The following is a 12,855-nucleotide window of genomic DNA, read 5'->3' on the forward strand; positions in this document are numbered from 1 at the left end:
GCGCGGGTCCGAGGTGTGCGTTCCAGGAATGCGGAACTCGGTCACCGTGACAGCGGTGCGAGAGATTGGGGAGGCATGGCCAAGAAGGACGGCGTGATCGAGGTCGAGGGCACGGTCACGGAGGCGCTCGCGAACGCGCGCTTCCGCGTCGAGCTCGACAACGGGCACAAGGTGCTCGCGCACATCTCCGGGAAGATGCGCCAGCACTACATCCGCATCCTTCCCGAGGACCGTGTGGTCGTCGAGCTGAGCCCCTACGACCTCGACCGGGGCCGCATCGTCTACCGCTACAAGTGAATCGTCCCGGGAGAAGGAAGCTATGAAGGTCAAGCCGAGCGTCAAGCCGATCTGTGACAACTGCAAGGTGATCCGTCGCCATTCGCGCGTCATGGTCATCTGCTCGAACCCCCGTCACAAGCAGCGCCAGGGCTGAGCGGGGCGATCCGTTCGTCCCGGCCTGTGCCGTGACAGCCGCGATGCGGCAGCCCTGAGGGGCACGCCCGGGACACCGGGCACACACAACAGAAGAGTCGACACCACCGGCCACGGCCGGCCACCCGCAGACGGAGGCTGCGGCGCCGGGGGCAGAACCCCTGCGAGGTGTCGGATCAGGCCTCCGGAACAGTAGGAGAGAACTGCACATGGCACGTCTGGTTGGAGTCGACCTCCCGCGCGAGAAGCGCCTCGAGGTCGCCCTGACGTACATCTTCGGCGTGGGCCGCACCCGCGCCCAGGAGACCCTGGCCGCGACCGGCGTCTCCGGCGACAAGCGAGTGCGGGAGCTGAGCGACGACGAGCTCGTCAAGCTGCGCGACCACATCGAGGCGAACTACCGGATCGAGGGCGATCTGCGCCGCGAGGTGGCCGCCGACATCCGCCGCAAGGTCGAGATCGGCAGCTACGAGGGCCTGCGCCACCGCCGCGGCCTGCCGGTGCGCGGTCAGCGCACCAAGACCAACGCCCGTACTCGCAAGGGCCCCAAGCGCACCGTCGCCGGCAAGAAGAAGGCCCGCTGATCCAGGGCACCTGCCCTGGGCACAGCGTGTCCCGCCCCCACCGACACCTGCAGTCACTTCGCGCCGCCGAGGGATCCGGCGCATCGATCACCTGAACTGAGGAGTTCCGCCTCATGGCAACCAAGACCCGCCAGACCGCGTCGCGCAAGCCGCGTCGCAAGGACAAGAAGAACGTCGTCAACGGCCAGGCTCACATCAAGAGCACCTTCAACAACACGATCGTCTCGATCACCGACCCCACCGGTGCCGTGATCTCGTGGGCCTCCGCCGGCCAGGTCGGCTTCAAGGGCTCGCGCAAGTCCACCCCGTACGCCGCGCAGATGGCCGCCGAGGCCGCCGCGCGCCGGGCGCAGGAGCACGGCCTGAAGAAGGTCGACGTGTTCGTGAAGGGCCCCGGCTCCGGCCGTGAGACCGCGATCCGCTCGCTCACCGCGACCGGTCTCGAGGTCGGGTCCATCCAGGACGTCACCCCGCAGCCGCACAACGGCACCCGCCCGCCGAAGCGCCGCCGCGTCTGAGGCTCCTTCTCGCGGCGGGCCGTCCTGCCCCCGCCCGACGGAGCGTCACCCCCCTGGCGCCGGCGCCGAGACCGCCCGTCGCCGCACCTGGACCACTCACCTCGCCCCTCGCCCCCTTCTGAGCGTCATATGGCGGACGCTCGCCGAAAGGACTCACAGTGCTCATTGCACAGCGCCCCACGCTGACCGAAGAGGTCGTGTCGGACAACCGCTCCCGGTTCGTGATCGAGCCGCTCGAGCCCGGCTTCGGGTACACGCTGGGTAACTCCCTGCGTCGCACCTTGCTGTCCTCCATCCCCGGTGCTGCGGTCACCTCGATCCGCATCGACGGCGTGCTGCACGAGTTCAGCACCGTCCCCGGGGTCAAGGAGGACGTCACCGAGATCATCCTCAACATCAAGAACCTCGTGGTCTCCTCGGAGAACGACGAGCCCGTGGTGATGTACCTGCGCAAGGAGGGGGAGGGCAGCGTGACCGCCGCCGACATCACCCCGCCCGCCGGCGTGGAGATCCACAACCCCGAGCTGCACATCGCGACCCTGAACGACAAGGGCCGCCTGGAGATCGAGCTGATCGTCGAGCGCGGTCGCGGCTACGTCTCCGCCTCGCAGAACAAGTCGGCGGACGGCGAGATCGGCCGCGTGCCGATCGACTCGATCTACTCGCCGGTGCTCAAGGTGACCTACAAGGTCGAGGCCACCCGTGTCGAGCAGCGCACCGACTTCGACCGTCTGATCGTCGACGTCGAGACCAAGCCCGCCATCTCCCCGCGCGATGCCGTGGCTTCGGCCGGCAAGACCCTGGTGGAGCTGTTCGGTCTGGCCCACGAGCTGAACCAGGAGGCGGAGGGCATCGAGATCGGCCCCTCGCCCACTGATCAGGCGATCGCTGCCGACCTCGCGCTGCCGATCAACGACCTCAACCTGACGGTGCGGTCGTACAACTGCCTCATGCGCGAGGGCGTGCACACGGTCGGCGAGCTGACCGCTCGCTCCGAGGCCGACCTGCTCGACATCCGCAACTTCGGGCAGAAGTCCATCGACGAGGTCAAGGCGAAGCTGGCCGAGCTCGGCCTGTCGCTGAAGGACTCCCCGGCCGGGTTCGACCCGTCGGCTCTGGACTCCTACTCCGACGACTTCGGCGACCAGTACTGACCCTCATCTTTTTCTAGGAGAACGACCATGCCTGCACCCACCAAGGGAGCGCGCCTCGGGGGTTCGCCCGCGCACGAGCGGATGATCCTCGCCAACCTCGCCACCGAGCTGTTCCGCCACAAGGCCATCACCACCACCGAGTCGCGTGCCAAGCGCCTGCGCCCGGTGGCCGAGCGCCTGGTGACCTTCGCCAAGAAGGGCGACCTTCCCGCTCGCCGCCGCGTGATGCGCACCATCCGCGACAAGGGCGTGGTGTACACCCTGTTCGAGGAGATCGCCCCCACCTTCGCCGAGCGTCCCGGTGGCTACACCCGCATCACCAAGATCGCGCCGCGCAAGGGCGACAACGCTCCCATGGCCGTGATCGAGCTGGTCCAGGAGGCATACTCGCCCAAGCAGGCCGTGGTGAAGGAGGCCGAGGGCGCGGCGAAGAACGCGGCCAAGGCCGACGCTGCTGAGCCCGCGGAGGAGACCCCGGCCGAGGAGACCACTGCGGAGGAGACCCCGGCGGAGGAGACTCCGGCAGAGGACACTGCGGAGGAGCAGAAGTCCGAGGTCTGATCGGATGAGCTGCTGACAGCTGCGCGTGAGGCCCCGGCACCGGATGGTGCCGGGGCCTCATGCTGTGCGGGGGATGCGCGGCGGGCCGGCGGCAGCGGCGCTAAGGGATGTCGTCCTGCCGGGTTGATGGGGTGTGGTGACCTCACCCCCACGCGGGACGACGTGGGGTGGGTCATCCGGGATTCGAACGGTTGTTGCACAATCGTTGCCCAGCACCCGAGATCTGGTGCCTATGGTGGACGCGTTCGCGCTGTGCCGTGGACACTCTGTAGCTTCCCCGCTTCCCCAGGAGATCCGCGATGTCCGCCTCCCTCCGCCGTCCCCTGCCCGATGCATCCGGCCGCACCCCGGATCTGCGTCCGCGGCGCCGCTCCCTCCTCGCCGGCTCAGCCCTCGTGGGTTCCTCCGTGGTCATCGGCGGCGGCACCGCCCTGGCCGATGGTGAGGAGGGTGCCCCGGTCAGCGGTGCGGAGGATCAGCCGTCGTCGGCCGCCGGAGCCGGCACGCAGGCTGCCCAGCCGCGCACCACGACCATCGCGCTGCGCGAGGCGGAGCATATCGAGCGCGACGGCCGCCTGGCTCGCCACATCGTCGGGCATCCGGCCGCTCTGGTGGGCGTGACCTGGGAGGAAGGCGGCGTGGAGCCGACCGTCTCCGTGCGTGGCCTGCAGGTGGATGGGGCCTGGAGCCCCTGGCATGACCTCGAGGTCGCTGTGGACCTGGACACCGGCGTGCGCTCCAACGGCACCGAGCCGGTGTTCTTCGCCGATGTCACCGAGGTGGAGGTGATCGGTGAGATCGACGGTGAGGATGTCACCGAGGCGCTGAACGCCCACCTCATCGACTTCCCCGATGATCCTAAGCAGGCGCCGCTGGAGCTCGATGAGGGGGCTGTCTCCGCGGAGGATGCAGCCCAGGAGCGCAGCGAGCAGCCTCCTGCCGAGGGCGAGGCGGCCACGCCCTCTCAGGAGCCACAGGAGCGCCTCACCGAGGAGACCGCCCCGGCCGAGGAGACCGGTGAAGGTGAGGACCCGGCGGATGCGCCGGCGCCCTCCGATGGCGGCGGCGCGACCGTGGGCGGCGGGGGAGTAGGGACCGCGCGGCCTGCCCTCGGGCCGATCGTGCCGATGTCCCTGGTCCCGCGGGACCTGTGTATCCCCGGGGCGCCGCGGATCGTGACCCGCGCCCAGTGGGGCGCCGATGAGCGAGCCGCCCGTTCCAGCTCCACCAGCTCTGCGCTGAAGGCCGTGGTGCTGCACCACACCGCCGGCACCAACAACTACTCGCCCTCGCAGGCCGCGCAGCAGATCCGCGGGATCTTCGACTATCACGTGCGCACGCTGGGCTGGGCGGACATCGGCTACAACGTGCTGATCGACCGCTATGGAACGATCTACGAGGGCCGACGGGGCGGTCTGACCCGCAACGTGAACGGCGCCCACGCGCTGGGCTTCAACACCGGCAGCTTCGGCATCTCCGTGATGGGCGACTACTCCTCGCTCCGGGCGAGCTCCGAGGCGCGGGAGGCGATCATGCGCGTCGCCTCCTGGAAATTGCTGTCCACCTTCCGGGCGAAGGTCGACGAGACGTCGTCCTGGACGGTTGGCGTGGACGGGATCCGCTGGCCCCGCGGCACGAAGGTGAACATGCCGCGGCTCTTCGGGCACCGGGACGTCAACCTCACCGCATGCCCCGGGAACGGGCTGTACAACGAGATGGACAGCCTGCGATGGGGGATCCAGAGCCGCATCGACTCTGGATGGCGCTACCACCTCGGGGCCTTCCAGCGCCACGGTGGTGAGTCCGTGCTGGGGACAGTCCTCATGTCAGCGCAGAAGGAGGGGGACTACACGATCACGCGCCTGTCCAAGGGCATCGTGGTCTCCGGGCCTGGCCTGTCCGCGCGCGCCGCGACGACCACCGACTCCATCCGCCGCAGCTGGCACCCCAGCTGGGGGCGACCCGAAGCGGACTACGTGAGCACGGACGGCCGCTACACCCAGCGTTTCGACAACGGGGTCGCGGTACGGGAGAACTACCGCAATCGGTTCGTGTCCGCGTACTTCGTGGATGTCCCGACGAGCCACCGCTACTTCGTCGAGATCCACGATCTGCGTGAGCAGGGCATCATCCCCGGCTGGTCGGGTCGTCGATTCCTGGGCAAAGAGGCGACCACCCGCAACCAGGCGGTGACATTCCTGTACCGCCTGATGGGTTCGCCGAGCTTCACCCCGCCCTCGAGATCGCGCTTCACCGATATCACTCCGCGTCACGCGCAGTACAAGGCGGTGACCTGGGCTCATGCGCAGGGCATTCTGGAGCCCTACGCGGACGGTACTTTCCGCCCGTCGGCGGCTGTGCGCCGCGATGAACTCTCTCGCCTCCTGTATCGCGCTGCGGGAAGCTCACGCTGGTCACCGGATCGGGCCTACGCGTTCTCGGACGTCTCCCGTTCCTCGGAGTACGCCACCGAGATCGCATGGATGGCGGACAACGAGATCTCGACCGGCTGGGGCCGCTGGTTCAAGCCCGGTGACGCGGTGAACCACGAACGGCTGGCAGCGCTGCTGACACGGTTCCAGCGTGTGATCGGCTGACGGTTTCCTGAGCCGACCGGCGCGGCGGGCGGTGTGCGATCTTCAACATCGCTCACCGCCCGTCGCAGGTCCTCAACCGAAGTACCGCGGGAGCGTGCCCTCGCGCAGCTCCCTCAGCTCAGCGACCTTGAAGGAGCCTGCGCCCTCGATCTCGAGCGCATCCCCGCCGGTGGTGCCCAGACGCAGCACAGGCACCCCGTGTTCCGCAGCGAGAGCTCGCAGCCGCTCCGCGCGGTCCGCAGGTACAGCCACGACGGCGCGAGCCTGCGACTCGGAGAACAGCGCGGTGAACACATCCACACCATCGCGAGCGGTGAGCTCGGACAGCTCGATCCGGGCTCCGGTGCCGAAGCGGGTCACGGACTCCATGAGCGTCTGCGCGAGACCGCCCTGGGACAGATCATGCGCGGCTGCCGCGAGGCCCTCATCGGCCGATCCCACGAGCACGCGGGCGAGCGCCTTCTCCGCCTCGAGATCCACGCGCGGCGGCATCCCGCCCAGATGCTGGTGCATCACGTCGGCCCAGGCGGATCCGGAGAGCTCCTCGCGGGTGGTGCCCAGCAGCAGGATGTCCAGGCCCTCCTCGTGCCAGCCGGTGGGCACCCGGCGCGCCACGTCCTCGAGCACGCCGAGCACACCCACCACGGGGGTGGGGTGGATCGCGGAGCCCTGCACGCCGGGCTCACCGGTGGAGTTGTACAGAGAGACGTTGCCACCGGTCACGGGCACGCCGAGCACCTGGCAGGCCTCGGAGAGCCCCTCGATCGCCTCGACCAGCTGCCACATGGGGCCCGGATCCTCCGGGGAGCCGAAGTTCAGGCAGTCGGTGACCGCGAGCGGTTCGGCACCCACCGTGGCCACATTGCGGTACGCCTCAGCGAGGGCCAGCTGCGCCCCGGCGCGGGGGTCGAGTTCGCAATAGCGCCCGTTGGCGTCGGTGGCCAGGGCCACGCCGCGCCCGGTGGACTCATCCACCCGCACCACACCGGCGTCGTCCGGCATGGCCAGGGCGGTGTTGCCGCCCACGTAGCGGTCGTACTGGTCGGTGACCCAGGCGGCGGAGGCCAGGTTGGGGGAGGAGATCAGAGCGCGCAGCTGCTCCGCGATGCCCGCGGCATCCCGAGGCCGCTCGAGCGTCTCGGCACGATCGGCCTGCAGGGCGTCCTGCCAGTCGGGACGGGCGTAGGGACGGTCGTAGACGGGGGAGTCCACCGCGACGGTGGCCGGGTCCACGTCCACGATCCGCTGGCCGTGGTGGTCGATCACCAGGCGTCCATCGCCGGTGACCTCGCCGATCACGGACATCTCCACGTCCCAGCGGGCGCAGATCGCGGTGAAGTCATCGAGCATCTCCGGCCTCACCACGGCCATCATCCGCTCCTGGGACTCGCTCATGAGGATCTCCCCGGCGTTCAGGGTGGGATCCCGCAGCAGCACGTTCTCCAAATCGATCCGCATGCCGGATCCACCGTTGGCGGCGAGCTCGCTGGTGGCGCAGGAGATGCCGGCCGCGCCCAGGTCCTGGATCCCCTCCACCGCACCCGCGGCGAACAGCTCCAGGCAGCACTCGATCAGCAGCTTCTCCATGAACGGGTCGCCCACCTGCACGCTGGGGCGCTTGGCCGGGCCGTCCTCCTCGAAGGTCTCCGAGGCCAGGATCGAGGCACCGCCGATGCCGTCGCCGCCGGTGCGGGCGCCGAACAGCACCACCTTGTTCCCCGGTCCCGTGGCGGAGGCCAGGTGGATGTCCTCGTGCCGCAGCACGCCCAGGCACAGGGCGTTGACCAGCGGGTTCGTCTGGTACGTGGGGTCGAAGACGGTCTCACCGCCGATGTTGGGCAGGCCCAGCGAGTTGCCGTACCCGCCGATGCCGGCCACCACGCCGTGGACCACCCGGGCGGTGTCGGGGTGATCGATGGCGCCGAAGCGCAACTGGTCCATCACCGCGACGGGGCGAGCACCCATGGAGATGATGTCGCGCACGATGCCGCCCACACCGGTGGCTGCACCCTGGTGGGGCTCGACGTAGCTGGGGTGGTTGTGGGACTCGACCTTGAAGGTCACCGCCCAGCCGTCGCCGATGTCCACGACGCCGGCGTTCTCGCCCATACCCACCAGCAGGTGCTCCCGCATCTCCTCGGTGGTGCGCTCGCCGAAGCGTCGCAGGTGCTTCTTGGAGGACTTGTAGGAGCAGTGCTCGGACCACATCACCGAGTACATGGCGAGCTCGGCCGCGGTGGGGCGGCGCCCCAGGATCTCGCGGATCCGCGCGTACTCGTCGTCCTTCAGGCCGAGCTCGGCGTAGGGCAGCTCCAGATCGGGGGTCGACGCGGCGTGCTCGACGGTGTCGGTCTGCCCGGGGGCCCCCGGTGCGGGATCGGCGGGGGCGGAGGAGTTCGCAGCGGTCATCGCGGGGTCGGGTCCGTTCGTCACGAGGGGCGCCGGCGGGTCCTGGCGCGGCGCCCCCAGTCTACGATCGGACGCATCCGCGGTGACCCGCGGCCCGGGGTTCGGCAGCAGTGACGAACGATCGGCCGCACCGGGAGCGCCCCGGCGCGGCCGATCCGTCAGCGGTGACGCCGATCAGCGCCGAGCTCGATCAGCGCCCTGCACCCTGGCGCTTCCTGGCCGCCTGCTTCTCCTTCTTCGCCCGTTCGCGCAGCACCTTCTCGCTGACCGGGGCGCTGGTGCTGGCCCGCTGGGCGCGGTGGTAGGCGGCGGCCTCGTCCTGGCGCTCCTGCTCCCCACCCAGCGCGATGGGCGCGCGCACGTGGCCGGGTCGCACGTCGAAGGCCGCGATCAGGTCCAGGGCGTGCGGGCGCAGACGCCACAGCAGCCGGCGCAGATCGGAGGTGATCTGGCGCCCGCGCTGAGCGGAGATCAGTCCGTTGAGCAGGAACCAGGCCAGGTCGGCGTTGATGCGGTCCAGCCCGAACAGGTCGCGCACATCGGTCAGCACGGTGCGGGAGTCCTCGTCCTCGAGCGCCTCGATGCCGGCGGTGAAGGCCCGCCACAGCACCAGCTCGGCGTGGGCGCGGGCCGCTGCCAGCATCTCCACCTGGTGCTTGTTGACGTGCGCTGCGGCATCGGCCGGGCTCATGCGGGCGGCGGGGCGCAACGACAGCGCCACCTCCTCCACCTTCACCCGGGCCCGGGAGGCCAGCATCTCCTCCTGGAAGTCGGCACTGCGCATCGAGTCGAACGCCCGCTTGGGGCTGCCCAGGTCGCTGAGGTCCTGCGCCAGGCGGGTCCAGGGGGTGTGACGGCGGGCCAGCACCTCGGCCCGCTGGGCGATGAACCGGCCGATCCCGGCGCGGTCGATGGTCTTCAGCTCCGAGGTGTAGTCGCTCAGCAGGCGCTTGGCCACCAGCTGCAGCAGCACCGTGTTGTCGCCCTCGAAGGTGGCGTACACGTCGAGGTCCTGGTGAAGGCCCACCAACTGGTTCTCGGCCATGAACCCGGCGCCGCCGCAAGCCTCCCGGCACTCCTGGATGGTGTCCAGGGCCAGTCGCGTGGAGGTGGGCTTGAGGGCGGCGGCCATGGTCTCGAGGTCTTCACGGGCCTCGGGGGTGTCGCCGCGCCCGGAGAACACGTCATCGAAGGCCTGCAGCAGCTGCTCGTGGGCGAAGGCCCCGGCGTAGGTGGCGGCCAGCTTGGGCATCAGGCGGTGCAGATGGCTCTGGTAGTCCAGCAGCACCATCTCCCGCGTGGGATCGGCAGCGGTGAACTGGCGGCGCTGGGTCGCGTAGGTGATCGCGATGTGCAGCGCCAGCTGCGTGGCCCGGTTCGCGGCGCCGTCCAGGGAGACGCGACCCTGCACCAGGGTGCCCAGCATGGTGAAGAAGCGCCGGCCGGGGGACTCGATGGGGGAGGAGTAGGTGCCGTCGGGCGCCACGTCCCCGTAGCGGTTCAACAGGTTGGTGCGCGGCACCCGCACCTGGTCGAAGGCCAGGCGCCCGTTGTCGATGCCGTTGAGCCCGCCCTTGGGGCCGTCGTCCTCGGAGGAGATGCCGGGCAGCAGCTCGCCGTTCTCGTCGCGGATCGGCACGTAGAAGCAGTGGACCCCGTGGTCCACTCCCTGCGTGATGAGGCGGGCGAACACGGTGGCGGCCCGGGCGTGCAGGGCCGCGTTGCCCAGGTAGTCCTTCCAGGCGGCCCGGAAGGGGGTGTGGATCACCCACTCCTCGGTGTCCGCGTCGTAGGTGGCGGTGGTGGCCAGGGACTGCACGTCGGAGCCGTGGCCGATCTCGGTCATGGCGAAGGCGCCGGGGATCTGAAGGCTCATGGCGTCGGGCACCCAGCGATGGTGCTGCTCCTCATCGCCCAGCTGGATGATGGCCGCGGTGAACAACCCCCACTGCACGCCGGCCTTGATCTGCATGGACGGGTCGGCGACCACCAGCTCCTCGAAGGCGGCCACGTTCCCGCCGTTGTCGTTGGGGCCTCCCAGGTGCTCGGGCAGCATCTTGTGGGAGGTCTCGTCGGCCACCAGCAGGTGCAGCTGCTCCAGCACCCGTGCGCGGTGCTCGGCCACGGAGACGTCGTAGGGCTTGTGCAGCTCGGGGCGGGCGGCACGCTCACGGGCCTCGTCGCGGGAGTCCGCCCAGCGTCCTTTCAGGGCACGGGAGACGGCCTCGACGTCGAGCCGGGCGCTGCCGTCGGGAACCACGGGGATCGGCCCGGTGGGGGTCCCGGCGGGCTCGGCTGCTGCCCGTGCGGCTGCGGACGGGGTCTGCTCGGGGGCGTCCTCGACGGTGGCGGCGTCCGCGCCGGCAGGGGTGGGGATCAGCGCGGGGGTCTGGTCCGCGACGGCCGCTTCGTCACCTCCGCTGCCCTCGGCGTTCTGGGGGGCGGTGATCGGATCGGGGCGGTCGGTGGTGGAGGTCATGCCTGCATTCCCTTCATGAGCCAGGTGACGAGGTGGTCGACGAGGGCGTCCGAGGTGATCGGTGCGGGCCGTTCGTCGTCGGTCGATGTCTCGTGCTGCGTCATCCACCGGTCCACCGAGCGCTCGACGAAGCCCACGGCTCCGTTCGCCCACAGCTCGGGGGAGGGGACCTCCGCGGGGAGGAAGGTGGTGACCAGACGGGAGACGGATTCCAGGAAGTGGTTCAGCCCGTCGCTGGGACGGGTGACGAAGCGGTACACGCCAGGGGAGCGCTGCGCCGTCTCGACGTAGGCGCGGATCATGGCGCGGATTCGCTCCGCCGGTTCGGGCCTGCGCCCGGATCCGGTCTCGAGCGCCGTCAGCTCAGCGACGAGCCGACGGTGCATGGTGGACAGGATGCTGCGTCCCAGGGCCCGCTGCAGCTGGGCCTTGTCGGTGAAGTAGCGATAGACGATCGACTTCGAGGTGCCCGAGGCCGTGGCGATCTCCTCCATGGTGACGTCGGGCCCCTGGGCGTGGATGAGACGCCGGGCCACGTCCAGCAGTTCGGCACGGCGCTGCTCACGGTGCTGGGCCCAACGGGCGGAGCGTCCGTCGACGGGGGCTTGCATCATCGCGTTCACGGGACCTACGGTATCAAGTACCGACGGTTCCATGTAAAGTCCCCTGTCGGACGAGCTCCCCGATCGAGCTGTTCGACCACGCACGAACGACCATGCACAGACCACGAAGAGGTGCCCCCGTGACAGAGTCCCGCCCCGCCACCGCCGCCGCAGCCCACGAGGCAGACAGCTCCCGGGCGGTCCTGCGCGACGCCCTGGTCCTCGGCGGCAACCGCATCCCCTTCGCCCGCGCCGGTGGCCCCTACGCCGGGATCTCCAACCAGGACCTGCTCACCGCCGTCCTCGAGGGCCTCGTGGCCCGGTTCGGCCTGCAGGGCGAGAGGCTCGGCGAGATCGCCGGCGGTGCGGTGCTGAAGCTCGCTGCGGATCTCAACCTCACACGCGAGAGCGCCCTGGGCACGCCGCTGGATGCTCGCACCCCCGCGATCGACATGGGCCGCGCCTGTGCCACGGGCCTGGAGTCCGTGGTCCACGTCTCCAACCGCATCCAGCTGGGCCAGATCGACTCCGCGATCGCCTGCGGCGTCGATTCCGCCTCCGACTCCCCGATCGAGGTGACCCCGCGCCTGCGTCGCACCCTGCACCGTGCCTTCGCCGCCAAGACGCCGCTGCAGCGCATCAAGGCGCTCGGCGCGATCCGCCCCGGAGACCTGGCACCGGTGCCCCCGCGCAACAGCGAGCCCCGCACGGGCCTGTCCATGGGCGAGCACATGGCCCTGACCGCCGCTGAGTGGGGCATCACCCGTCAGGCGCAGGACGAGCTCGCCCTCGCCTCCCACCAGAAGCTCGCCGCCGCCTACGAGGCCGGGTTCCTGGACGACCTGGTCACCGGCTACCGCGGCCTGGGCAGGGACCAGAACCTGCGCGCCGATTCCAGCATGGAGAAGCTGGCCTCCCTCAAGCCCGTCTTCGGCGTGAAGTCCCCGCAGGTCGCCGAGCCGACGATGACCGCTGGCAACTCCACCCCCCTCAGCGACGGTGCCTCCGCCGTGCTGCTCGGCAGCGCCGAGTGGGCCGCCGAGCACGACCTCACCCCGCTGGCCAGGGTGGTCGATGCCCGCATCAGCGCGGTCGACTTCGTGCACGGCGAGGAGGGCCTGCTGATGGCCCCCGCCTACGCTGTGCCAGAGCTGCTCGATGCCAACGGGATGACCCTGCAGGACGTGGATCTGTACGAGATCCACGAGGCCTTCGCCTCCACCGTGCTGGCCACCCTGGCCGCCTGGGAGTCCGAGGAGTTCTGCCGCCACAAGCTGGGCCGCGACAGCGCGCTGGGCAGCATCGACCGCGACCGCCTGAACGTGACCGGCTCCTCGCTGGCCGCCGGTCACCCCTTCGCGGCCACCGGCGGGCGCATCGTCGCCACTCTCGCCAAGCTGCTGCACCAGCGCGCCCTGGAGACGGGTCGTCCCCAGCGGGGCCTGATCTCCGTGTGCGCCGCGGCCGGCCAGGGCTCCGTCGCCCTGCTCGAGTCCGTCACCTCCTGATCCGTCGCCCC

The 12,855-nt window shown here is 70.1% G+C and carries 11 protein-coding genes; 8 read left to right on the forward strand and 3 right to left on the reverse strand.

Annotated elements, in window-relative coordinates; genetic code table 11:
- Nucleotides 1–75 precede the first annotated feature (75 nt).
- From infA to IOE58_RS00505, 7 genes are all read left to right on the forward strand, one after another.
- Nucleotides 76–297: a translation initiation factor IF-1 gene (gene infA / locus IOE58_RS00475; protein ID WP_010532507.1), complete on the forward strand. Its 222-nt coding sequence runs from the start codon at nt 76–78 to the stop codon at nt 295–297.
- A 22-nt stretch (nt 298–319) separates the two neighbouring features.
- A complete protein-coding gene (gene rpmJ, locus IOE58_RS00480) occupies nt 320–433 on the forward strand; it encodes a 50S ribosomal protein L36 (RefSeq protein ID WP_010532506.1) in 114 nt (37 codons plus the stop codon).
- A 208-nt stretch (nt 434–641) separates the two neighbouring features.
- Nucleotides 642–1,016, forward strand: a complete 375-nt coding sequence (gene rpsM / locus IOE58_RS00485) for a 30S ribosomal protein S13 (RefSeq protein WP_193864452.1) — start codon at nt 642–644, stop codon at nt 1,014–1,016.
- A gap of 113 nt (nt 1,017–1,129) precedes the next feature.
- Nucleotides 1,130–1,534: a 30S ribosomal protein S11 gene (rpsK, locus tag IOE58_RS00490; protein ID WP_193864453.1), complete on the forward strand. Its 405-nt coding sequence runs from the start codon at nt 1,130–1,132 to the stop codon at nt 1,532–1,534.
- Nucleotides 1,535–1,692: 158 nt separating this feature from the next.
- Nucleotides 1,693–2,688 (forward strand): DNA-directed RNA polymerase subunit alpha, encoded by a 996-nt coding sequence (locus IOE58_RS00495; protein WP_193864454.1) that lies wholly within the window; start codon nt 1,693–1,695, stop codon nt 2,686–2,688.
- Between the two features lie 27 nt (nt 2,689–2,715).
- The gene (gene rplQ / locus IOE58_RS00500) at nt 2,716–3,249 is read left to right on the forward strand and encodes a 50S ribosomal protein L17 (RefSeq protein ID WP_193864455.1); all 534 of its coding nucleotides are present in this window, start codon (nt 2,716–2,718) and stop codon (nt 3,247–3,249) included.
- A gap of 299 nt (nt 3,250–3,548) precedes the next feature.
- Entirely contained in the window at nt 3,549–5,846 is a 2,298-nt protein-coding gene (locus tag IOE58_RS00505) for an S-layer homology domain-containing protein (protein ID WP_193864456.1), read from the forward strand.
- A gap of 72 nt (nt 5,847–5,918) precedes the next feature.
- On the opposite strand, the gene purL is transcribed toward IOE58_RS00505, so the two are convergent.
- The 3 genes from purL to IOE58_RS00520 form a co-directional block, all read right to left on the reverse strand.
- Nucleotides 5,919–8,255: a phosphoribosylformylglycinamidine synthase subunit PurL gene (purL, locus tag IOE58_RS00510; protein WP_193864457.1), complete on the reverse strand. Its 2,337-nt coding sequence runs from the start codon at nt 8,253–8,255 to the stop codon at nt 5,919–5,921.
- A 190-nt stretch (nt 8,256–8,445) separates the two neighbouring features.
- On the reverse strand, nt 8,446–10,734 hold the full coding sequence (locus tag IOE58_RS00515; protein WP_228018423.1) for an acyl-CoA dehydrogenase family protein: 2,289 nt from the start codon (nt 10,732–10,734) through the stop codon (nt 8,446–8,448).
- A complete protein-coding gene (locus IOE58_RS00520) occupies nt 10,731–11,348 on the reverse strand; it encodes a TetR/AcrR family transcriptional regulator (protein WP_228018555.1) in 618 nt (205 codons plus the stop codon). The genes IOE58_RS00515 and IOE58_RS00520 overlap by 4 nt, the downstream gene beginning before the upstream one ends.
- Before the next feature lie 101 nt (nt 11,349–11,449).
- Here IOE58_RS00520 and IOE58_RS00525 point away from each other — a divergent pair, with 101 nt between their 5' ends.
- A complete protein-coding gene (locus tag IOE58_RS00525; RefSeq protein ID WP_396121465.1) occupies nt 11,450–12,844 on the forward strand; it encodes an acetyl-CoA C-acetyltransferase in 1,395 nt (464 codons plus the stop codon).
- Nucleotides 12,845–12,855: the final 11 nt, after the last annotated feature.

Origin of the sequence: Brachybacterium epidermidis, from assembly GCF_015209585.1 — a bacterium.
Lineage (GTDB): Bacteria > Actinomycetota > Actinomycetes > Actinomycetales > Dermabacteraceae > Brachybacterium > Brachybacterium epidermidis.